Source organism: Muricoccus pecuniae, assembly GCF_014199205.1.
Lineage (GTDB): Bacteria > Pseudomonadota > Alphaproteobacteria > Acetobacterales > Acetobacteraceae > Roseomonas > Roseomonas pecuniae.
On sequence record NZ_JACIJD010000034.1, the window covers coordinates 1 to 21,588 of the forward strand.

At 66.6% G+C, this 21,588-nt stretch carries 24 protein-coding genes and 1 pseudogene; 11 read left to right on the plus strand and 14 right to left on the minus strand.

The genetic code is table 11. The features are described 5' to 3' along the window. Together FHS87_RS21210 and FHS87_RS24705 are read left to right on the plus strand one after the other, a co-directional pair. Window positions 1-251, plus strand: a pseudogene (locus FHS87_RS21210) (hypothetical protein); the annotation flags it as partial. Between the two features lie 445 nt (window positions 252-696). Then, entirely contained in the window at window positions 697-891 is a 195-nt protein-coding gene (locus tag FHS87_RS24705; RefSeq protein WP_376766450.1) for a hypothetical protein, read from the plus strand. A gap of 130 nt (window positions 892-1,021) precedes the next feature. Here the strand turns inward: FHS87_RS24705 and FHS87_RS21220 are convergent, their stop codons facing one another. From FHS87_RS21220 to FHS87_RS21270, 11 genes are all read right to left on the minus strand, one after another. After that, window positions 1,022-1,843, minus strand: a complete 822-nt coding sequence (locus tag FHS87_RS21220; RefSeq protein ID WP_184521356.1) for a FadR/GntR family transcriptional regulator — start codon at window positions 1,841-1,843, stop codon at window positions 1,022-1,024. 338 nt (window positions 1,844-2,181) lie between these two features. Next, the gene (locus tag FHS87_RS21225) at window positions 2,182-3,162 is read right to left on the minus strand and encodes an NAD(P)-dependent oxidoreductase (protein ID WP_184521358.1); all 981 of its coding nucleotides are present in this window, start codon (window positions 3,160-3,162) and stop codon (window positions 2,182-2,184) included. Window positions 3,163-3,196: 34 nt separating this feature from the next. Beyond that, window positions 3,197-4,186, minus strand: a complete 990-nt coding sequence (locus FHS87_RS21230) for an amidohydrolase family protein (RefSeq protein WP_184521360.1) — start codon at window positions 4,184-4,186, stop codon at window positions 3,197-3,199. Continuing rightward, the gene (locus FHS87_RS21235) at window positions 4,183-4,617 is read right to left on the minus strand and encodes a lipocalin-like domain-containing protein (protein WP_184521362.1); all 435 of its coding nucleotides are present in this window, start codon (window positions 4,615-4,617) and stop codon (window positions 4,183-4,185) included. The genes FHS87_RS21230 and FHS87_RS21235 overlap by 4 nt, the downstream gene beginning before the upstream one ends. Window positions 4,618-4,642: 25 nt before the next feature. Then, the gene (locus FHS87_RS21240; RefSeq protein ID WP_184521364.1) at window positions 4,643-5,515 is read right to left on the minus strand and encodes a Bug family tripartite tricarboxylate transporter substrate binding protein; all 873 of its coding nucleotides are present in this window, start codon (window positions 5,513-5,515) and stop codon (window positions 4,643-4,645) included. A 230-nt stretch (window positions 5,516-5,745) separates the two neighbouring features. Beyond that, window positions 5,746-6,726 (minus strand): Bug family tripartite tricarboxylate transporter substrate binding protein, encoded by a 981-nt coding sequence (locus FHS87_RS21245; RefSeq protein ID WP_184521366.1) that lies wholly within the window; start codon window positions 6,724-6,726, stop codon window positions 5,746-5,748. Continuing rightward, window positions 6,723-7,640, minus strand: a complete 918-nt coding sequence (locus FHS87_RS21250) for an HpcH/HpaI aldolase/citrate lyase family protein (RefSeq protein WP_184521368.1) — start codon at window positions 7,638-7,640, stop codon at window positions 6,723-6,725. Before FHS87_RS21250 ends, FHS87_RS21245 begins: the two co-directional genes overlap by 4 nt. Window positions 7,641-7,665: 25 nt before the next feature. Continuing rightward, entirely contained in the window at window positions 7,666-8,124 is a 459-nt protein-coding gene (locus tag FHS87_RS21255; RefSeq protein ID WP_184521370.1) for a MaoC family dehydratase, read from the minus strand. Between the two features lie 27 nt (window positions 8,125-8,151). Then, window positions 8,152-9,084: a BKACE family enzyme gene (locus FHS87_RS21260; RefSeq protein ID WP_184521372.1), complete on the minus strand. Its 933-nt coding sequence runs from the start codon at window positions 9,082-9,084 to the stop codon at window positions 8,152-8,154. Between the two features lie 14 nt (window positions 9,085-9,098). After that, complete coding sequence (locus FHS87_RS21265) at window positions 9,099-10,286, minus strand: CaiB/BaiF CoA transferase family protein (RefSeq protein ID WP_184521374.1); 1,188 nt, start codon at window positions 10,284-10,286, stop codon at window positions 9,099-9,101. Window positions 10,287-10,310: 24 nt separating this feature from the next. Continuing rightward, on the minus strand, window positions 10,311-11,471 hold the full coding sequence (locus FHS87_RS21270; protein ID WP_184521376.1) for an acyl-CoA dehydrogenase family protein: 1,161 nt from the start codon (window positions 11,469-11,471) through the stop codon (window positions 10,311-10,313). A gap of 264 nt (window positions 11,472-11,735) precedes the next feature. Between FHS87_RS21270 and FHS87_RS21275 the strand changes: the two genes are divergently transcribed. The 6 genes from FHS87_RS21275 to FHS87_RS24355 all read left to right on the plus strand — a co-directional run bounded on the left by FHS87_RS21275 (window position 11,736) and on the right by FHS87_RS24355 (window position 16,563). Next, window positions 11,736-12,713 (plus strand): Bug family tripartite tricarboxylate transporter substrate binding protein, encoded by a 978-nt coding sequence (locus FHS87_RS21275; protein ID WP_184521378.1) that lies wholly within the window; start codon window positions 11,736-11,738, stop codon window positions 12,711-12,713. 158 nt (window positions 12,714-12,871) lie between these two features. Further along, a complete protein-coding gene (locus FHS87_RS21280; protein ID WP_184521380.1) occupies window positions 12,872-13,867 on the plus strand; it encodes a tripartite tricarboxylate transporter substrate binding protein in 996 nt (331 codons plus the stop codon). Between the two features lie 76 nt (window positions 13,868-13,943). Then, window positions 13,944-14,858, plus strand: coding sequence for an SDR family NAD(P)-dependent oxidoreductase (locus FHS87_RS21285; RefSeq protein WP_184521382.1), 915 nt, complete (start codon window positions 13,944-13,946; stop codon window positions 14,856-14,858). A gap of 37 nt (window positions 14,859-14,895) precedes the next feature. After that, window positions 14,896-15,903 (plus strand): amidohydrolase family protein, encoded by a 1,008-nt coding sequence (locus tag FHS87_RS21290; protein WP_184521383.1) that lies wholly within the window; start codon window positions 14,896-14,898, stop codon window positions 15,901-15,903. 123 nt (window positions 15,904-16,026) lie between these two features. Further along, window positions 16,027-16,389 (plus strand): carboxymuconolactone decarboxylase family protein, encoded by a 363-nt coding sequence (locus FHS87_RS21295; RefSeq protein ID WP_184521385.1) that lies wholly within the window; start codon window positions 16,027-16,029, stop codon window positions 16,387-16,389. 45 nt (window positions 16,390-16,434) lie between these two features. Next, on the plus strand, window positions 16,435-16,563 hold the full coding sequence (locus FHS87_RS24355) for a hypothetical protein (protein ID WP_281394565.1): 129 nt from the start codon (window positions 16,435-16,437) through the stop codon (window positions 16,561-16,563). 19 nt (window positions 16,564-16,582) lie between these two features. On the opposite strand, the gene FHS87_RS21300 is transcribed toward FHS87_RS24355, so the two are convergent. Next, complete coding sequence (locus FHS87_RS21300; protein ID WP_184521387.1) at window positions 16,583-16,777, minus strand: hypothetical protein; 195 nt, start codon at window positions 16,775-16,777, stop codon at window positions 16,583-16,585. 84 nt (window positions 16,778-16,861) lie between these two features. Here FHS87_RS21300 and FHS87_RS23500 point away from each other — a divergent pair, with 84 nt between their 5' ends. Both FHS87_RS23500 and FHS87_RS23505 read left to right on the plus strand, forming a co-directional pair. Further along, the gene (locus tag FHS87_RS23500; protein ID WP_221300238.1) at window positions 16,862-17,536 is read left to right on the plus strand and encodes an IS6 family transposase; all 675 of its coding nucleotides are present in this window, start codon (window positions 16,862-16,864) and stop codon (window positions 17,534-17,536) included. A gap of 110 nt (window positions 17,537-17,646) precedes the next feature. After that, complete coding sequence (locus FHS87_RS23505) at window positions 17,647-17,877, plus strand: hypothetical protein (protein WP_221300240.1); 231 nt, start codon at window positions 17,647-17,649, stop codon at window positions 17,875-17,877. A 421-nt stretch (window positions 17,878-18,298) separates the two neighbouring features. Here the strand turns inward: FHS87_RS23505 and FHS87_RS21310 are convergent, their stop codons facing one another. Further along, on the minus strand, window positions 18,299-19,267 hold the full coding sequence (locus FHS87_RS21310) for a Bug family tripartite tricarboxylate transporter substrate binding protein (protein ID WP_184521389.1): 969 nt from the start codon (window positions 19,265-19,267) through the stop codon (window positions 18,299-18,301). A 213-nt stretch (window positions 19,268-19,480) separates the two neighbouring features. After that, on the minus strand, window positions 19,481-20,461 hold the full coding sequence (locus FHS87_RS21315) for a LacI family DNA-binding transcriptional regulator (RefSeq protein ID WP_184521391.1): 981 nt from the start codon (window positions 20,459-20,461) through the stop codon (window positions 19,481-19,483). Window positions 20,462-20,677: 216 nt separating this feature from the next. Here FHS87_RS21315 and FHS87_RS21320 point away from each other — a divergent pair, with 216 nt between their 5' ends. Further along, window positions 20,678-21,559, plus strand: a complete 882-nt coding sequence (locus tag FHS87_RS21320; RefSeq protein WP_184521392.1) for an isocitrate lyase/PEP mutase family protein — start codon at window positions 20,678-20,680, stop codon at window positions 21,557-21,559. The last annotated feature ends 29 nt before the right edge of the window (window positions 21,560-21,588 follow it).

The following is a 21,588-nucleotide window of genomic DNA, read 5'->3' on the forward strand; positions in this document are numbered from 1 at the left end:
GCTCAGCTCGGACCCGGTACCGCCGAGCCGCCACCCCCGCCAGTGCCCCACAGGAACCCAGAATAGAGAGGCATCATGGAAAAACGATCGAGAACATGTGGCAGTTCCTCCGCGACAACTGGCTGTCGAACCGAATATTCCGATCCTACGATGACATCCTCGACCACTGCTGCCATGCCTGGAACAGGCTCATCGATCAGCCCTGGACCATCATGAACATCGGACTACGCGACTGGGCTCATGGGTTCTGAGCAGTGGGATTTGGTATTAGGCTCGCTCCGGTTCCATTCTGACGGAGGGTGTGATGGTTCTCTATGTGGCTTGGACGTGTCTCAGAGACTTGTGTGGACGGCACCTTCGCCGCAAGGGGGATGTGACGTTGTGGCGCGGCGGTCGGGTGCGGTCATGTGTCCGGCCTCACATGGGGGCGTCTTCGTCAAGCTATGTCATGGCGTGATCATTCCCACTTGAGCGCCGTGGCGCGGTTTCAACATCGTCCAAGGCAGAGCTCTCATCCTGTCAGGGTCTCCCCTGTAAACCTCACATCCGGCGGGACTGCGTCCGCACCACTGTCCCGCATTCGGGACGGGAGAGCTCCAGGAGGGCGGCACCACTACCTTCCGGCGGCATCAACTGCGCGCGAAGCACCGGACCAGTGTCTACAAGAACAACAGCCTGGAACAGGACCACCGGGGCATCAAAGGGCGGATCCGATGTATGCGCGGCCTCAAGGAGTTCGATGCGGCCGCGAGGTTCTGTCGAGGCTACGACGAACTGCGCAACCATCTCCGGCCCAGCACCCGTCACGGCCAGCATGTTGCCTTCAACCGCCGGCGTCTCCTCCACCTCCGTCGTGCAACTGCCGCGCTTACCATTCTGCAGGCGGCGTAGGCCGGAAGCACGCACCGCGTCCCTCCCGCGCCCGCCTTGGCGCGAGCGCTGACAGAACCAACATACTTGTCGGATGGCTGGGCACGACGAAGAGTGCAGATAGCACGCACAGATGGTGCAACTACCGCCTTTAACTATCAGCACCAGTGTTTGCGGTCTGGCTTGGACCGGCATTTCGCTTCTGCCGAGGCTGCCGCGACGGGGCAGAGAGGGGAATTGTCTTTCGATCCTTCGCAATAGATCGCGAGTGAGTTGCTGTGATATGCTCCCGCATTCTCCGCTCTGCCTCGTCGGCATTACCATCTTCAATTGCGCGCATGATTCGAGAGTGAATGCGGATTACATCTTGCCGGGTCTCCGGTGTGTCATATTCCTCTGTAGTGGTGGAAACATGCACGCCATATGAGAGCGCATCCAGAACGGCCGAGAGAAGTTCATTGCCACTTGCCCGCGCGACAGCGCAATGCCATCGGACATTTGTAAGCGAGAACTCGCGCAGGTCGTTTGTGCATGCAGTGAGACGTTCATGAAGTGCCTTCAATTCTCGAAGGTTCTCATCAGTGCGACGGAGGGCAGCGAAGCGAGCAAGCGCCGGCTCCAGAGCTTCTCGGGTCTCATGTAACGCTCGCAAGGAAAGTTTTCGGCCACGAACGAATCGTGTGATTGTCTCCGACATGGAGTCACTGCCGGGAAGCGTAACGATGTTTCCGCCGTATCGCCCAGGGCGCGTTTGAATTAGGCCTTCCACTGCCAACACACGCAATGCTTCCCGAACAGAACCACGCGTGAGGCCGGTCTGAATGACGAGTTCTCGCTCGGCGGGGAGCGGTGCTCCTTCCGGAATCTCGCCGCGAAGGATCCGTTCTCTTAGTTGCTCCGCCAGAAGATCGTATGGCTTAGGAGCAGAGATCCGCTGGACGGTGATGCGTTTGTCGCTCGCGGCTTCGGCCACTTAATCCTCCAAGCGGCTGTGCTGACGTTTGCGCCCTGGACGATTTCTCATCACCAAGCTTCTGGACCGCCTGCGCAGAACCAACGGACAACTCCGACTGCTTCGACGCTGTCCTCTACGCAAGCCAGACACCTGTTTTTAGGCCACCGTCATCAGTCATGGCCGTGAGATCGTTAGCCAATTATGTTAGGACAGAGCGGCACAGTGATCAACCATTGGCCGTTAGATTTTTAGGTGCTTGTGGTGCGGCATTCTGTGATGGTCTCCGATGGCCACGCGCTGGATTCCTGGCCTGCCAGCTTGGGCACAGTCTGGCCATTACTGCAGGTGCGCGGCGCTCAACCGTTGCCTCTCTTCGTGTCAGTGGGGGCCGGCGGGTCGCGGTCTAGAACCCTCTCTATAGCTGCCGGTTCGACCTTGATGGCAACCCCGGCGCGTTCCTGCGGCAGCAGCATCACCGACCGGCAATCGCGCTCCGCCCAGCCGCGGTTCATGGCTTCCTGGATGTCGGCCAGGGCAAGCTGAGAGATCCGCATCGGGACACCGAGTTCGCGGCCGAGGTCGGTCGCGATCAGCATGTCCTTCAGGATGATCCGGAGGGCCGCATGGGGCGGGTCGAAGTTCGCCGGAAGGAACTCGTCGACCAAGCCGTCGAAGGTCCGCCGGCGGCCGATGGACCCTTGCCTCACCGCCTCCCAGAGGGCGACGGGGTCCGCACCCGCCTTGACGCCGAGCACGAAGACCTCGGCGATGGCGGCCTGGGTCGCCTGGCTCGTGCAGTTGTGGACGAGCTTCGTCACCAGGCCGGTCCCAACGGTCCCGACATGCACGGGCTTGTCGCCCATAGCCCGGAGCACCGGCTCGAAGCGGTCGAAGGCGTCGCGGTCTCCGCCGACCCAGATGCCAAGGCGGCCTCGCTCCGCCCCTAACGCACCGCCGCTGATCGGCGCATCCAGCAGATGGGCGCCCCGCTCCAAGAATGCGGCGTGCAGTCTTCGGATGAGGGCGGGCGTGTTCGTCGACATTTCGAAATAGGCTTGGCCTGCCCGAGTTCCTTCGAGAATGCCCTGATACCCAAGGGCTACGGCCTCGATCACCGCGACACTCGGGAGGCAGGACAGGACCACGTCGCTTCGTTCCGCCACCTCCCGCGGGGAGGACGCCCAGGTCGCGCCGGCCTGGAGATGAGGCTTCGCCGCCTCCCGCCGGATGTCGTGGACCACCAGGGCGTAGCCCGCCCGTTGGAGGTTCGCCGCCATAGCGGCGCCCATGATGCCGAGGCCGATGAAGCCCACGGCAGGCCGTGAAGTCTCGCTCATCGAATAACGCTCCGTTAGCACGATCGGATCGGTGTCATGGCAGGTCCAGCCGGTACACGCGGCGGGCCGTCTCGCTGAACAGGTCCCGCTTCTCCTCGGCCGAGCAGCCGGCGACGGCGAGCTTCAGCCCGTTCCAGACCGTCCGGTAGCTTCCAGCGGCCCGGTCGGGCGGAAAGTTGCTTTCGAACAGGCAGCGTGAGGGTCCGAAGAGTTCGATGCAGGTCTCGACATAAGGGCGCCATAACCGGGCGAGGTCTTCGGCCGCGGGCGGCGTTGCGCGTTCCTGCAAGCCGAAGCCGCAGCGCCTTCCGGAGAGGCCACCGATCTTCATCAGCGTGTTCGGGCGGCGCGCGACCTCGGTCACGAAGGCCTTCCAGCGCGGGAAGGTCTCTAGCCCCGCATAGGCGTTGAGGCCGACGAGGCCACCGCAGTGGTTCACAACGATCGCGGTCTCCGGAAACGCGTCGGCGAGGCCGCAGAGATCGGGCAATTGCGGGAAGAACTGCCAAGCCTCGTAGACGAGGTCCCTTTCGGCGAGGCGGGCGAAGCCCTCCCGGTAGGTCGGATCGAGTAGCAGCCCGGGCGGGGCATAGGGCCGGACGCCAAGGTTGAGGGCCGGGTCCGCGTCCCAGACCGTGGGTGAGCGGATTCCCCTGAAACGGCCACCCCCCGCGGCGGCGAGCGCATCCAGCACCTCTCCGACGCGCGCGCCCACCTGGAGGTCGGCCCGGCCGATGATGGCGGCGCAGATGCGCGTGGGGCCGTAAAGGCCACTCTCGCTCATCGCAGCAATCCCGGCGGCGAACTCCACTTCGCCGACCGTGCGGAACTCCGGCGGGCCGTGCCGGCGGAGCATCGCGCCGCATTCCACGAACACGCTCGCGACGATCCGGTGCCCGCTGGCGGCATCCGCCGCGAACTCCTCGATCAGGTAGCGATCGCCGTGGTGGACCCAGAGATGGTGGTGGCTGTCGATGACCGGCAGGTCGGGCTCAACCACGCTGGTGCCGCTGTCCGCGCTCATGCGTCGCCTGTCGGGGGTGATGGTGCGCCGTCCGGAGCCACGGCGCGCCAAACGCAGCCCCATACCAGCTCCCGCCGCTGGTGGTCCGTCCCGTAGAGGCGCGGCGGCGGGCGCAGCAGCATCCGCACGGCGGTCAGCATTACGACGCCCCGGACCTGCCGGCCACCGATGCGCGAGCGGTCCGACGCCATGTCCACGACGACCTCCAGCGTATCCCCGTCGAAGCTGTACCGGCCGCCATAGGAACTGAACCCGCGGCTGGGATCTGATGTCCCGGGGTCACCGTTGCACAGCGCAGCCAGCATGCGTCCGTCGGAGAAGCTGATCTGACCAATCGGGTTCCTGCCGTAGGGGGCAGGCAGGGGCTGTCCGGCATCATCCCAGCCACGGCTCTCCATCAGACGCCAGAGCGTTCCGTCAAGGGACGTCATTGCATCGCCGCTCCGGTGGGGGTCCTCAATTCGGGACCACGCCAGCATCCCGGGTGACCCTGCCCCAGCGCTCGACGTCGGCTTCCACTTGCTGGGCGGCATCCGGCCCGTTCACGAAGTAGTCGTCGAGGGCGTTAGCGGAGAGATAGGCCCGTAGCTCAGGCGCGCGCGCGGCGGCTGCCAGCAGCTCCGTAAGGCGGGCGACCACCTCTGGCGGGGTTCCGCGGCGCACGAAGACTCCGTGCCAAGCGACAAGGTCGTACTCCACGCCGAGCTCCCGGAAAGTCGGGATGTTCGGGTACTGGGGAAGCCGGGCGGGGGCCGTGGAGGCTAGCGGCCGCGCCTGTCCGGATTCGACAAAGGGGGCAAGGCTCGCGGTGTCGGTGATGCTGACATCCAGCTCGCCGGTCACGAGGGCAGTCACCATCGCCGTGTGAGCCCGGTACGACACAAGGGTGACGCGTGCCCCTGTCAGCTGCTCCAGCATGCTGGCCGCGAGTTGCGGCACGGCCGTGGCATAGCCGTAGTTGAGCCGCGATGGCTCCCGCTTTGCGAAGTCAATCAGCTCCTGGGCGCTCTGGAAGCGGGAGGCGCGGGGTACCGAAAGCCACATCGTGCTCCGCGCCATGAGGCCGATTGGGACGAAGTCAGCCTGCGCGTCGTAAGGGAGTGTCCGGACCAAGTAGCGGTTCAGCACCATCGGGGACATGGTGGTAAACAGCAGAGTGTGGCCATCGGCCGGGGCGCTCAGCACCGCCCGCACCCCCAGGATCCCATTCGCGCCGGGCCGGCTGTCCGTGACGAAAGTCCCTCGGGATTGCGCGGCCATGGATTGCGCCAGGTGCCGTGCGATGATGTCGGAGGGGGCACCGGCGGAGCTCGGGACGACGATCGTCACGGGCCGGCTCGGGTAGCCCTGCGCGAGGGCTGGCCATGCCAGGGGCAGGAGAGGTGCCCCTAGCCCGAGCGCACCTTTCAGCAACAGCTTTCGGCGGCCACACATCACAATGTATTCTCCCCGGTAGGCCCTCGGCCGCTTCGTTTCCCAATGAGCGAAGGGGCCGTCCCTGGCTCCTTCGTTATTCCAGGCAGTGGCCCGCGCTGCGGGCGCGGTGCCCGCCGCTGGCCTTATTCAGGCTGGACGCCGGCCTCTCCGATCCGGCGCCGCCAGAGCTCGCGCTGGGCGGCCATGAAGGCCGTGAATTCGGCCACGGTCGTCGGCTCGACGACCGAGCCGGTCCGCTGCTGGAGGTGCCCGCGAACGTCGGGCCTCTCCAGCGCAGCGCGCAGCTCCGCGTTCAGCCGTGTCACGACCGGTTCGGGTGTCCCCGCGGGTGCCAAAAGGCCGAGCCAGGCGAAGAGGGAGAACTCCTCTAGGCCGGGCGTCTCGCGTAGCGGGGGAACGTCCGGCAGGGTGGGGAAGCGGTCGTTGCCGGTCACGGCCAGGGCGCGAAGCTTGCCGCTCTCGATCAGTTCCTGCGAGGCGGCGATGTCCACGAAGGTAAAGTCGATCCGCCCGCCCATGAGATCGGCGAAGGCCTGCGGTGTCGTCCGGTAAGGCGCGGCCAGCGCATCAATCCGGCCCATATTCACGAGCATGGCGGCCGAAACCTGCCCGCCCGTGTTGCCGTAGCCGTAGCTAAGCCGGCCCGGATTCGCCCGCGCGTGGCCGAGCAGGTCAGCGGCGGTCCGGAAGGGCGATTCCGCCCGGACGAGGAAGGCTAGCGGGTTGATCGTCATCCGCCCGATCGGCGTGAAGCCCGACACCGGATCGTAGCGGAGATTCCGGAAGAGGAAGGGGTTGCCCGAATGGGTCGAGTTGGTGCCGACGAGGAGCGTGTAGCCTTCGGGCCGAGCGCGCGCGACGAACTCGGTCCCGAGCTGGCCGCTGGCGCCGGCCTTGTTGTCGATGATGATGCTCGTCCGCAGGCTCCTCGCCATCTCCTCGGCGATAACGCGGGTGATCACGTCCGTCCCGGTGCCGGCGCCGGCGCCGAAGGGCACCACAATGGTGATGGGGCGCGACGACGGATAGACCTCCTGGGCCTGGACGGTCTTGGCGGCCGGCAGCGATGCCGTCAGCGCGCCGAGCGCGCGGCGCGTGATCATCGTGCCAGCTCCCTCGGGCGGCCGGCGTCGGCGGAACTCTCGGGTTCCGCGGATTCCAGAATGGCGAGCGCCTGGGTGAGGTGCGGTCGGTCCATCATCAGGCCCCGGACCTGGAACGCGCCGACGCCGCCCGACGCCTCGAAGGCCGCGACGATCTCCCGGGCGCGCGCGATCTCGTCCGCGTCCGGGCGAAAACCGGCGTTGATGACCGCGACCTGGTCAGGATGGATGGCAAATTTAGCGTTGAAGCCGTCCTGCCGGGCCCGTCGGACCTCCTGTGCGAGCGCCCCCGCGTCGCGGAAATTCGGCAGGATGGAGTCGATCGCGTGGACACCGGCGGCCTTCGCCCCGAGCAGGCAGAGGCTGCGCGCCATCTGGTAGGTGAAGCCGTAGGCCCCGTCATCACCTTTGTTCGTCGTCGCGCCGACGGCGGTGGAAAGGTCCTCGGCGCCCCAGGTCAAGCCATGCAGCCGGCCGCTCGCGCCCCGGTAGGTTCCGAATTCGAAGAGCGAGCCGGGCGTTTCCGTCGCGACCGCCACGATGTGGATCGCGCCCTTGGGGACGCCTTCCCGGATTTCGAGCGCGGTCAGGTAGTGATGGAGCCGGGCAATGTCCTGGCCGGACCCGCATTTTGGGAGGAGCAGGCCGTCGGGGGTGCCAGCCACGACCCTGGCGAGGTCCGCGAGGGCCTTGTCGGATTCGATCGGGTTAATCCGGACCCATATCTGTTGCCGCGACCGGTCTCGCCGCGAAAGGAGATACTCGCGAACGAGCTCGCGGGCCGCCGCGAGGTGCTCGGTCGCAACGGCGTCCTCGAGGTCGAGAACGATGGCGTGGGCGGCGGTTCCTTCCGCCTTCGCCATCTTGCGCTCGCTGTCCCCCGGTACGAACAGGAACGATCTTGGTGCGATCATTGGCGTCCTCCCCAGCGTTCTTGATTCAGGCGACAGGTCGCTTCAGCATCAGGGCGGTCCGGCGGATCCGGGCGACGAGCACGTCGGACTGGTTGAAGCCGCGATGCTCGAAGACGACAATGCCCGCGTTCGGGCGGGACGCGCTCTCGCGCCGGCTGATCACCTCCGTCTCGGACCGAACGGTGTCGCCGTGGAAGAGAGGGGCAGGAAAGCGGACCTCCTCAAAGCCGAGGTTGCCGACCGTCGTTCCAAGGGTCGTATCTCCGACGGAGACGCCGACGACGAGACCGAGCGTGAAAGCGCTGTTCACAATGCGCTGCCCGAACTCGGTCTGGGTCCTGCAGTACTCTTCGTCCAGGTGCAGGGCGGCTGGGTTGTGCGTGAGCGCCGAGAAAAGGACGTTGTCCATCTCGGTCAGCGTCCGGCGGATGGCGTGCTGGATGACCAGCCCAACCTCGAGCTGTTCGTAATAGAGTCCGGCCATGGGACGTTCCTCGCTTCCAGGTGGCGATCAGAATCCGACGTTGTCGTACCCCTTGAGGGAGAGGATGCGACGGGCCTCGTCGGGCGTCGCGATGGAAAGCGAGAGGTCTTCCAGGATCGAGCGGACCCGCCGGACCTGCGCCGCGTTGCTCTCGGCCAGGCGTCCGGGACCGTCCCAAAGCGAATCCTCAAGCCCCACCCGGACATTCCCGCCCGCGGCCGCGGCGTTGGCCGCGATCGGCATCTGGAAGCGCCCGGCGCCGAGGACGGACCAGACGTAGTTGTCCCCGAACAGCCGGTCGGCCGTCCGCTTCATGTGTGCGACGTCGTCCGGATGCGTGCCGATCCCACCGAGGATGCCGAACACGGTCTGCACGAAGAGCGGGGCCCGGACGAGGCCCCGATCAAGGAAGTGCGCGAGGTTGTACAGGTGCGCCGTGTCGTAGCACTCGAACTCGAATCGGGTGCCGTTGTCGGCGCAGGAGGAGAGGATGTACTCGATGTCCCGGAAGGTGTTCCGAAAGACCATGTCTCGGGTGGCTTCGAGATAGGCCGGCTCCCAGTCGTGCCGGAAGTCCTTGTACTTCCCGAGCATCGGGAAGAGCCCGAAGTTCATCGAGCCCATGTTGAGGGATGCCACCTCCGGCCGGAGCTGCAGCGCGGGCTGGAGGCGTTCTTCCACCGTCATCGCCGGTGAGCCGCCGGTGGTGAGGTTGATCACCCCATTGCAGCGCCCTTTGATCTTGCCGACGAAGTCGCGGAACAGGTTCACCGACTGCGACGGCCGCCCGGTGATGGGATCGCGCGCATGCAGATGCACGATGGCGCAGCCCGCCTCGATCGCGCCGACCGCCGCGTCCTCAATCTCCTGCGCTGTCACCGGGAGCTGGGGCGACATGGTCGGCGTGTGAATGGCGCCCGTGACGGCGCAGGTGATAATGACCTTCCTGGGCTGAGCCATGGCTTCCTCCTCTCTCAGGCCACGATCTTGGCCGCGCGCAGTGCCTCAATTTCCGAGTCCGCCAGGCCCAATTCCTCCAGGATCTCCTGCGTATGCTCGCCGTGCGTGGGCGGCGGCGAGCCCGCTGTCCTCCGCCCGCCGTCCAGGATGTAGGGCTGGCCGACGCTCCGCGTCGGACCGGCAACCGGGTGCTCGTATTCGACCACGACGTCGCTGCTCCGGGTGTGCGGGTGATCCAAGAGCTGCGCGAGCGTGTTGATCGGCGAGCACGGAACGGAGGCCTTCGACAGCTCCGCGTACCAAAAGGCGACGGGCTGGGTGGCTATCCGCGCCCCGACCCGCTCGACCGTCTCCGCCCGGTGCGCGACGCGGTCGGTGTTGGTGCGGAAGCGCGGATCGTCCACGATCTCGTCCAGGCCCGCGATGCGGCAAAACTTGCGCCAGAGGTTGTCGTTGGCGACACCGATCATGATTGCGCCGTCCGCAGCCTCAAAGGCCTGGTAGGGGCAGAGGGATTCGTGGCTGGACCCGCATTTCGGCGGCTGCACGCCCGTCTGCCAGAAGCTCTGGAGGTTGTAGCGCTGGAGCGACATGGCCGTGTCGAAGAGCGAGACGTTCACCGTGCCGCCCTTCCCGGTCCGACCGCGCTCCATCAGGGCTGCGAGGATGCCGACGATCGCATGGGTGCCGGTCATCTGATCGATCGGCGAGATGGGGCTGCGGATATAGCCGCCGCCCTCGTCGCCTGTCATGGACATCACGCCGGCGAAGGCCTGCAGGATGACGTCGTAGCCCGGGGCCTGCCGGAGCGGTCCTTCGCGGCCGAAGCCCGAGATGCTACAGTGTACGAGGCGGGGGTTGATCGACTGGAGTGTCGGCGCATCGATCTGGAGCTTGTCCGCGACGCCAGTGCTGAAGCTCTCGATCGCTACGTCGGCGCGGCGGGCCAAGTCGTGGATGACCGCTTGGCCCTTCTCGGTCTTCAGATCGACGACGATGCTGCGCTTGTTGCGGTTCACGCAGAGAAACACCGCGCCAAGGCCCTTGCCCTTGAAGGGGGGCCAGCCACGGGTCTCGTCACCGAGGCCCAGTGACTCGACCTTGATGACCTCGGCGCCGAGATCCCCAAGCGCCTGGGCACAAAGCGGGCCCGCGAGCACGCGCGACATGTCAAGCACCTTGATGCCCGTTAGCGGCTTCATCGTTCCTCCCGGTGGACTGGTCGGTCAGTAGGACTTAGGCAGGTCGAGGACCCGTTCGGCGATGAAGCAGAGGATCATCTGCTCCGACACCGGCGCGAGGCGTGTCAGCAGGACTTCACGCAGCAGGCGCTCGACGTGATACTCCTTGGCGTAGCCCATGCCGCCGTGAGTCATCACGGATTGCAGGCAGGCCTGGTAGCCGGCGCGCGCGCCGAGCAGCTTCGCGCTGTTGGCCTCGGCCCCGCAGGGCCGGTTCCCGTCATACAGCTCGGCGGCCCGCTCGGTCATGAGCATTGCCGCCTGGAGGTTGACCCAGCATTCCGCGAGGGGGTGCTGGATCCCCTGGTTCATGCCAATGGGGCGGTTGAAGACGGTGCGGTCTCGGGCGTATTGCGCGGCTCGATGCAGCGCGGCCTCGCCGATCGCGATCGCTTCCGCCGCGACCAGAATGCGCTCCGGGTTCAGCCCGTCCAGGAGATAGCGGAAGCCCTTCCCCTCCTCGCCGACCCGATCCCCTTCCGGAACGAAGACGTCGTCGATGAAGACGGCGTTGGAGTCGACCGCCGCGCGCCCGTGCTTCGGGATGCGCCGGACTTCCATCTGCGAACGGTCGAGGTCCGTGTAAAAGAGCGTGATCCCGTCGGTCGGGCGCGCGCACTCGGCCTTCGGCGTCGTCCGCGTCAGGAGAAGGATCTTGTTCGCGACCTGGGCGGTCGTAGTCCACATCTTCCGCCCGCTGATCCGGTAGCCGCCCTCCACCCTCTTCGCGAAGGTAGTGATGCTCGTCGTGTCGAGGCCAGCGTTGGGCTCCGTCACGCCGAAGCAGACCTGGTCCTCGCCGCGCACGAGGCGCGGGAGCCAGCGCTCCTGTTGTTCCGGGCTCCCGTGAACGACGACCGGGTGCGGGCCGAACATGTTGATGTGGATTGAGGAGGCGGCCGTCATGGCGCCGTGCCGGGCGACCGTGTGCATCACGGTCGCTGCTTCCCGCACGCCCAGGCCGGCACCGCCGAACCGTTCCGGCATCGTCACGCCGAGCCAGCCATCGGTCGCCATGGCGCGGTGGAACTCCGTCGGGAAATGTTCCTCCCGGTCGCACTGGGCCCAGTACTCGTCACCGAAGCGGCCGCAGACGGCCGCCACTCCTTCCTGGATCGCCAGCAGTTCCGGCGCGTCGGCGAACATCTTAGGCGATCCTATCCTCAATGGTGAACTTATGACCCGGGCGAAACCGCCGGTCTGCTGCAGTCTGCCTGTGCCGATTTGAGGCCCCGGAGGGCCTCTCTGCGCCCCATATGATCCCGCTATCGCGTATGGTCAACCATTAACTTGACGCTCCATGACGGGTGTGGTCCTTATCGCCAGCAGAGGATCTCGCGAGCGGGCAGTCACCGTTCAGCCCGCGTACGGGATCACTCAGACGGGAAAGCCCGGACGGAGGAGGGAGGAATGCGGACGAAGACGCGTCGCGACATCCCGCGGCGCACGGCGCTCGGCGTCGCGCTCGCCTTCGGCCTGCCAACGCCCCTTCGGGCGCAGGCTTCCTGGCCCCGCCGTCCCGTGCGCATCGTGGTACCCTTCGCGCCTGGCGCCAGCAACGACCTGATCACCCGCGCGGCCGCGGTGGGGCTGCAGGCGATCCTCGGCGTGAGCGTCGTCGTCGAGAACCGGCCCGGTGCCGGCGGCACGATCGGCGCCGCGGCCGTCGCCCAGTCGCCGCCCGACGGCTACACGCTGTTGATCGCGAGCGCCTCGCTGCCGGTCACCGTGGCGGTGCAGCCCGTGCCGTACAACCCGGTCCGCGACTTCCAGGCCGTGCGGCTGCTCGCCGTCTCGCCCATGGGGATCTCGGTGGCCGGCACCAGCCCCTATCGGACGCTGGCCGACGTCGTGACCGCCGCGCGCGGGACGCCGGGCGGGGTGCGCTACGGCTCGGCGGGACCGGGCGGGCTGAACCATCTCGCCGGCGTGCTGTTCGGCCTGCGCGCCGGCATCGAGTTGGAGCACGTGCCGTATCGCGGCATCGCGCCGGCCATCATCGACATGCTCGGCGGCCGGATCGAGATGATCTTTCCCTCCATCGCCAGCGCGAAGAACCCGACCTTGTCCGGCGAGCAGCGGTTGCTCGCCGTCTTTATGGCGGAGCGCCATCCCGACTTCCCGAACGTGCCGACGGCGCGCGAACTCGGCTACGACCTGGAACTGGCGAGCTGGTACGGCATCGTCGGGCCCACCGGAATTCCACGCCCGGTCGTTGATCGGTTGGACGAGGCACTGCAGCAGGTGGTCGGAACACCCGACATGCAGCGCTTCCTGGTGGGCGAAGGCGCGATTCCCGGGCAACTGGGGGCGGATGCGTTCCAGCAGTTGATCGCAACCGACACCGCGCGCTGGGCCGAGATCGCCCGCGCCGGCCGGCTTCAGTAGCCCTCCGACATGGCCGCATCCCCGGTCCGACGGCAAACATGGGGCAACCGATCCTCCGCGCCCGGCGGATCGATCCTGCCGGCGGAACACGTCGCCCGAGCGCAAGACGCTGGCCCGGGAAGAAGCCGATCATCGCAATCCGGACAGGAGAGACCCGCATGAGTGGCCGCGATCCTATGACCCGCCGCAATGCGCTGGCCGCCGCCATGCTCGGCGCGGGGATGACGGCGGCACCCCGCGGCGCGAACGCCCAGGGACGATGGCCGAACCGTCCGATCCGGCTGCTCGTGCCCTTCGCGGCGGGCGGCGGCACCGACGTGATCGCGCGCGTGCTCGGCAGCAAGCTCTCGGTGCCACTCGGCCAGCCGGTCATCGCGGATAACAGGGCGGGCGCGGCCGGCATCATCGCGACCGAGGCCGTTGCGAAGGCGCCGCCCGACGGCCACACGATGCTGTTCGCGTCCTCCGCGAACATGGCCAACCTCCGATCCGGCCAGACCCTGCCTTATGATTTCGAGAAGGACCTCGCTCCCATCGGCCAGATCGGGTCGACGCCGACGGTGATCGTCGTGGCACAGGACTCCCCGATCCGGTCCATGGAAGACCTGATCGCCCGGGCGCGTTCCAGGCCGGACACGGTCAGCTACGGCTCCGCCGGCGTCGCCAGCTTCAGCCACCTGGCCACCGAGATGATCGCCGCCGAGGCGCAGATCCGCCTCGTTCACGTGCCCTATCGCGGCTCGGCACCGGCCTTCGTGGACCTCATGGCCGGGCGTCTGACCGCGGTGCTGGCGAGCTTCGCCTCGGCCAGGACCTTGCTGGAAGGCGGGAAGATTCGCGGCATCGTCGTCACCGGCCCGGAGCGCTCCGCCTACGCGCCCGCGCTGCCGACCCTGGCCGAGGTCGGCCTGCCCGGCTCGACGATCGAGTATTGGTGGGGACTGATGGCGCCGTCCGGCACGCCGCCTGCCGTCGTGGCCCGGCTGAACGCGGAGCTGAACGCGGCACTCGTCCAACCTGACATGCGCGAGCAGTTGGCCCGGGAGGCCGCCGTCGCGACGCCCGGCACGCCGGAAGCATTCGGGCGGCTCATCAGCGCCGAAGTCGCGCGCTGGTCAAGGATCGAGTTGGGGGCGAACACCCGGGTGGAATGACCTCGGTACGCTCCCGTTGCCCGGAGCGGCCAATTCCGGCCGTAACCCGGCCACATCACGCGAGAAGGAAACGGGCATGGAACAGGACGCGCTGCAGGATATTCCCGTGCGGAAGGGCGACCGTGTCGCCGGCAAGGTCGCGATGGTGACCGGCGCCGGCTCGGTCGCGGAAGGGTTCGGCAACGGGCGCGCCGCGGCCTTCGCCCTCGCGCGCCACGGGGCGAAGGTGGCCCTGCTGGACGTGAACCGCGCCTCGGCGGAGGAGACCGCCCGGATCATCCGGGACGACGGCGGCGAATGCCTCGTGATCCAGGCCGACGTGATGGACCCGGCTTCCTGTGCCGCCGCCGTCCAGGCGACGGTCGCGGAATGGGGTCGGCTCGACATTCTGGTGAACAATGTCGGCACGGCCCGCGTGCCGGGGGACGCCACGACCGTCGATCTGGAGGCCTGGGAGCGCGGCATGCGCCTCAACGTCACATCAATGGTGCTCATGGCCCGCTACGCCGTGCCGGAGATGAAGAAGAGCGGCGGCGGATCGATCATCAACATCTCCTCGATCACGGGGATGATCGGCGGGCACACTAACCTGTTCTACCCTACGTCGAAGGGCGCGCTGCTGAACATGACGCGCACCATGGCCGGCAATCACGGGCCGGACGGCATCCGGGTGAACTGCATCTGCCCCGGCTTCCTGTTCACCCCCGTCGTCACCGCCGGCGGCTGGCTGCCGGAGGGCTTTCGGGAGGCGCGCCGCAACGCCGGCGCGATCAAGACCGAGGGGACGGGATGGGACGTCGCCTTCGGCATCCTTTTCCTCGCGAGTGACGAGGCGCGCTGGATCACCGGCGTCATCCTGCCAATCGATGCGGGGGTGACCGCCATAACCCCGCATTTCAGGACCAGCAGCCCATCCTCGCAGCTGCGTGCCCAGGCCTCGGACTGGGAGGCCGCCGCGAGGGGCGATTTCGTGCCCACGTCGTCCGGCTGATCCCCGTGGCGGCCCTGGCACCCGGGAGGCGAAGCCGATGTCCGATGTGACGGGAGAGGTCAGCGAGCCGGTTCTCGAACCCGATCTGCCCATCATCGATGCGCACCACCACCTGTGGGCGCACACTGGGCATCGCTACCTTATCGAGGAGTATGCGGCCGACACCTTGAGCGGCCACAACATCCTCGCATCCGTCTATGTCGAATGCGGCGCGATGCTTCGCCCAAGTGGCCCGCCCGCCCTACGGGTGGTGGGGGAGGCGGAATTCGCCGGCGGCATGGCCGCGATGAGCGAGAGCGGGCTCTACGGCCCGACCCGGATCTGCGCGGGCATCGTTGGGGGCGCGGAGCTCGTCCTCGGCGATGCGGTGGAACCAGTGCTGGAGGCCCTAGCGGCCGCGAGCGGCGGCCGCCTCCGGGGCATTCGGAACGCGGCAAACTGGGATGCCGATCCCGCCGTGAACACGGGCACCCGTCCCTCTGCGCCCGAAGGCCTCCTGCGGGATGCACGGTTCCGGGCCGGCTTCTCGCGGCTCGCCCGGCACGGCCTCCTCTATGACGCCCTTGTCTATCATCCGCAGTTGCTCGACGTGTGCGACCTAGCGGACGCTTTTCCGAACACGACGATTATCGTGAACCACTGCGGAGGCCTGCTCGGCCTGCAGGGCTACGCGCGGCAGGAGACCTATTCGCAGTGGCGGTCGCTCGTCGGTGAGGTGGCGCGACGCCCGAACATGCTGATGAAGCTCGGCGGCCTCTCCGCGCGCCGCTGCGGCTTCGGTTTCGACCAGCGGCCAGTGCCCGCGACCGCTGCGGAGCTGGCGACCACCTGGATGCCGTACATCGCCGCCTGCATCGAGCTGTTTGGCACGCAGCGCTGCATGTTCGAGAGCAACTTCCCGCCCGACCGCGTTAGCGGGAGCTACCGCAGGCTCTGGAACGCGTTCAAGATGATCACGCAGGGCTGCTCCGCGGCCGAGAAGGCAGCGCTCTACTGCGACACGGCCCAGAGTGTGTACCGCATTGCAGCCCAGGCAGCAGAATGACCCTGCGTTCCCCTGGGCGGTCCGGCCTAAGTAACGCGGACCAGCGATTCACGCTGGCCCGGCGGTCAGGGGACGGCGATCGCGTCGCTCCCGACCCGGTCCTGTACAGCGAAGGAGGCAAGGATGCCAGACCCATCCGCGACGGCGAATCCGTCCTCATCCAAGGAGAAGGTTAGGGCTGTAGTTCCACGGCTCATCGAACTCATCGACTCCGTCGTCTACGACGACATCTGGGAGCGGCCCGAACTCTCGAAACGCGACCGCAGCATGGTGACCATCGCCGCGTTGATCGGCCTGCGCCAGACCGACCAGCTCCGTTCGCACCTTGAAAAGGCGCTCTCCAACGGCGTGACCGCGGCCGAGATCAGTGAGATGATCACGCATCTCGCGGTCTATGCCGGATTTCCTGCGGCGCTCTCGGCCGCGCTAGTGGCCAAGCCGCTCCTGGAGGAGCGCGGCCTCCTTGGGGAGGTGCCGGCGCCGTGACTGGTCGAACCGGCGCAACCAACAATCTCTTCGGGGAGTGAGTTCATGACCATCTGCGTCATGGGCGGCGCCGGCTTCATCGGCCGCCGCGTTGTCCGCCTGCTGGCCGGGATGGACCAGGAGGGACCGTGTTGCACCACCTTGTTGCACGGGTCGGCGGTGAAGACGGACTGAGCGCGGCCTACAGGCCGGGTCAGGCGATGCGGACGTAGTCCGGGCGTCCAAGGGCAAGCATGCGGTTGAGCGCTTCGGCGGCGATCGCCACTTCGGTTGCTTGGCGCCCGTCCGCTTGCGACCGCAGGCCAGGACCGATGACCCGCTTCCAGCGCGACACGTCGGCCTCGACGAGAGCACTCCAGTTGTAGCCAGACGCCCGCTGCCAGCCCATGCGGCCGCGCTCAGCAATGGTCTGAAGGGCATTGTCACGTTGGGGAGGGTGGCCGGAACGAAGCGGCTGGGCGAAGCTGGCCGGATGACGCCAGAGCCCGCCACCTACCCTGGCTATCGCTTTCCGGCCGAGGTCATCCGGCACGCCATGTGGCTGTACCATCTCTTCAGCCTCAGCCTACGTGATATCGAGCTGATCCTGGCAGAGCGGGGCATCCTCGTCACGCACGAGAGCATCCGGCGCTGGGTGCTGAAGTTCGGGACCGAGTTCGCCGGGAGGCTCCGCAAGCGCCGGCCACGGCCCGGGGACACCTGGCACTTGGACGGCATGTTCCTGAAGGTCAACGGCGAGTTGCACTACCTCTGGCGGGCGGTGGATCAGAATGGGGTCGTGCTCGACATCCCCGTGCAGCCCCGTAGGAACGCGAGTGCGGCCACGCGCTTCTTCAAGCGCCTGTTGAAGGAACTGCGCTACAAGCCGAAGCGCCTCGTTACCGACGGCCTGCGCAGCTATGGGGTGGCACATCGCGAGGTGATGCCCGAGGTGCGGCATCGGGTCAGCGATACCTCAACAATCGGGCGGAGAACTCGCACCGGCCCACGCGGCGCAGAGAGCGCCAGATGCAGCGCTTCATGTGTGGACGGCGCCTGTGGCGCAAGAGGTTCTTCAGCGATATCCGGGCGGCGCAGGCCGATCTCGGCAAGCGCGTGGACGAACGCGGAGCGGGTGCGGAACGGGCGGCAGAACCGGCGCCTGTGAACCTGGAGCGGTTCACCGCGAGCCTGAAAGTTGCCTGGTCGGCAGGAGAGCGACGTCCCACGCACCGGCGTTCCTACATTCGGCGAAAGCCCCTGGTGCGGTCCTCCATCATGGACGGGGTCCGCGAGCAAATCACCGCATGGTTGGAGGTGCAGCCCGCCCTGTCGGCGGTTGCGATTCTGGAGCGCCTGCGCGAGGCCGACCCCGTGCGGTTTCGGTTGGAGCACAAGCGGACGGTACAGCGGTTTGTGAAACTGCGACGCGCTGTGATGGCGCGCGATGTCCTGCTCGGAACCTTGCCATCGCGGTCGCTACCAGAACCGCAGGTTCAACCTGCCTGAGAGCCCCTCTACCTCGCCGCCCGGATGTTCTGGCGAAACGACATGAAAGTGCTGGGTAACATTGTGACTTGGGGCAACACGAGGGGGGCGTTTCCGGTGTCGTTTGACACTCGACGCAGTTGCTCTGCAGCTCAACACCCGGCCGAGAAAAACCCTTGGCTACAAAACACCAGCCGCTACGTTCGCCAGCAGCCCCACCGCCTCCCGCTTGGACTCCTCTGTGAACTCGCGTCGCGTTTTGGTCGTCATCAGCACACCTCGCTCCCTCAGGAGCTTATCCAAGGTGTCCACCAACCCGGGAGAGGGTCAGACTGCTTCTACGGGGGCACGTCACCCTGGATGATAGTCTCGCAGATTCTACACCCGAGGGAGCGTAACGTGTTCCCGCGGGCGGGATAGCTACCCGCCTCGGCGCCGCCGCTCACTGGGCTCGGGTGATCAGTCCCTCCCGGGAAGCATGCGCCCAACGTCCGTCCTCCTCCACTCGCAGTGCTCCAAAGTCCGCCGGCCCCAACACCTGCAGATCGGCGCCGATGGCCAGAAGCCTATCCCGGACCGAAGGGATCTGAAGGGCCTGGAGAATTGCCGAATGCATCCGCTCAGCGATGGAGGGCGGAAGACCGACCGGGGCAACCATCCCGTACCAGCCGGCAAACTCATATCCTCCGACACCCGCCTCGGCCAGGGTCGGCACCTCGGGCAGCGAGGCAGAGCGCGTGGTCGTGGTCACGCCCAGCGCCCGCACTCGGCCGCCCTGCACATGGGGCAAGGCGGCGACAGTGCTGTTCCAGCTCGTCGCCAGATGGCCGGCGATGACGTCATTCATCATCGGCCCGGCGCCGCGGTAAGCCACTTCGACCATCTCAACCTTTGCCAAACGGGTGAAGAGATTACCCGCATAGGAGATTGCCGCGTCCGTAGTACCAAAGCTGATGGTGCGCGGTGCCTTCTGAGCCGCCGCCACGAGACCGGCCACGTCGTGATAGGGCGACACTCCAGACGCGATGAGCATCATCGGAAAGCGGGAGAGCAAAGCTACCGGCGCAAAGTCGCGAAGGATCTGGTAGGGCAGGGACGGCATGACATAGGTGTTCATGGTGTGACTTCCGGTATCGACCAGGAAGAGCTCGCCATCCGGAGCCGCGCGCGCGACTGCCTCTGACCCGACGGAACCGTTCGCGCCGGCGCGGTTCTCCACCACGACGGTCTGGCCCAGGACCTGGCGAAGCCCTTCGGCCATGGCGCGGGCGAAAACATCGGTGCCGCCGCCGGGCGCATAGGGGACGAGGAGGCGAATAGTTCGCGGCGTCCAGGGCTGAGCGACGGCTGATCGTCCGGACAGCAGCAAGGCAGGGGCTACAAGTAGCTCACGACGGGTGGGGTTCAGCATTCCGGTCTTTCCTCTCCCTCTAGCAACCCTTGCTGGGCTGTCCAGTCTGGTCCGTGCTGCATCGGTGGCTCACTCAGCCAAGCACTTGGCCTAGCTGGATTCCGGCGCGGACCGGCGCCATGTTAGGTTACCGCTAACCCAATGTGCGATGGAAGCGCGAATTTGTTCCGGGGGTACCGCCGGCGGAGTTGGCTGGAGTGAACAAGTAAGAAGTCAAACGCTGGCGCGTTCGACGATCTCGAACCCCAGATCTACGATGGCCGGGGCCCGGGTATTTCCCTGCAGGCGTTCCAGCAGCATCACGCCAGCGAGCCGACCGATCTCGTAACGAGGGAACCGAAGGCTGGTGAGGGGAGGGGAGACTTGGCTGTGGAGCTCATTATCGTCGGAGCCGGCGATAGCGATGTCTCCCGGCACGGACCAGCCGCGCCGATTGGCCTCCAGAAGCGCGCCCACCGCCAGCACATCGCCGGTCAGGAAGGCGGCCTCCGGGCGTGGGGAAAGTGCCATGAGCGTCACCAGAGCCTCGGCCCCGCCCCGCAACCCGGGCGGGCTTTCCAGCACGAGTGAGGGATCCACCTCTATTCCGGCCTCGGCGAGCGCGGCGAGGTAGCCTGCCCGGCGCTCGGCGGCGCGGTCATTCTCCCGGACCGGAAGGCTGACGAAGCCGATCCGCCGATAGTGACGTGCGACAAGATGGGCCGTCATAGCACGGGCGGCCTCCCGGTTCGAGAAGCCAATTGTCATGTCAATGGGCCGGGAGACTAGATTACCGGTCTCGATGCAGGGGATGCCGGCCTCGCGTAGCAAGTCGGTGCTTTCGCGGGTGTGCCGGGCATTGTGAAGCACTATTCCGCAGACGCGCTGGGCCAGGAAGGCCCGGATCGCCGTTTCCTCCCCCGGCAGGGAATAACCGCTATTGGCAATCATCAGGTCGTAGGCCGAGCCTAGCGCGTCCGCGATGCCCTGTATCGTCTCGGCGAAGAGAGAATTGCGCAGGCTCGGCACGATCACCCCGACGATGTTGCTTCGGCGTGAGGCCAGGCTGCCCGCGATGCGGTTGGGCACGTAGCCAGTGGCGTCGATGGCACTGCGGATCCGGCGCATCGTCCCGTCCGTGACGGTGCTCGGATCCCGCAGGGCTCGGGATACAGTCATCGTCGAAACGCCGGCCAGCGCGGCCACCTCGGCCATGCGCACGGCGCTCCGCCCGCCCGCTGCGTCCCCGGTGTTCCGCCCCGCCATTCGGCCACTCCCTCTTTCCGGTCTCAGCGCAATCACGAATAGATCGGCCCGTCCAGCCTGAGAAACGTTTGACAATCTTGTTCGCGCTAACATAATTTCAGGCTCGGTAGTCGGCTTTTTCGGAGGCCGCGCGTCGTGGGCACCCGCCCAGATAGGAGGATCGCCTTGAGCCGTTCGGCCCGCTTTCGGGAACTTCTGAAGACCCCTCCTTTTGTCTGCATGGGCGCGCATGACGCTGTGACGGCCAAGCTGGCCGAGCAGGCCGGCGCGCCAGCCATTTATGTTAGCGGCTTCGCGGCCTCGGCCATCGTGGCCGGCGCACCCGATTTCGGGCTCCTGTCGCAGACCGAGATGTTTGACCACATCCGTCGGATCTGCCGGGCCACCTCGCTGCCGGTCTTCGCCGATGCGGATACCGGCTATGGTGGCGCTATGGATTGCCAGCGCACCGTGGCCCTGTGGGAGGAGGCGGGTGCCTCGGTGCTGCATCTGGAAGACCAGGCGGTCCCCAAGAAATGCGGTCACTTCGCGGGCAAACAGCTCGTCCCCGCGGAGGAGATGCAGGCGAAGCTGCGCGCCATGCTAGATGCGCGTAAGGACCCCGACTTCTTCATCGTCGCACGGACTGATGCGATCGCGGTCACGGGCGTGGAGGACGCGATCCGCCGACTTGAGGCCTATGCCGCCGTTGGTGCCGACGGGCTCTATGTCGACGCGCCGGAATCGACCGACCAGATGCGGGAGATCAGCCAACGCCTGCGTCCGCTTGGCAAGCCGCTGCTGTTCAACATGGCGCGCTCGGGAAAGAGTCCGATCCTCACGCTGAAGCAGGTTCACGAGCTTGGCTTCGATTACGCGCTCTGCCCGATCGAGCCGATGTTCGCCATGCACAAAGCGGTCAAGGCGATGATGGAGCGCTTCATGGCCGAAGGGTGCTCCACCGAAGCAGTCGCCGAGATGCTGACCCCCTTTGACGAGTTCAACGCCTTTGTCGGACTTCCCGAGATGGCCGAGCGCGACCGGCGCTACACGGTGCCGGCCGGCTAATCCGACGACGATCCGACTGATGCGGAGGA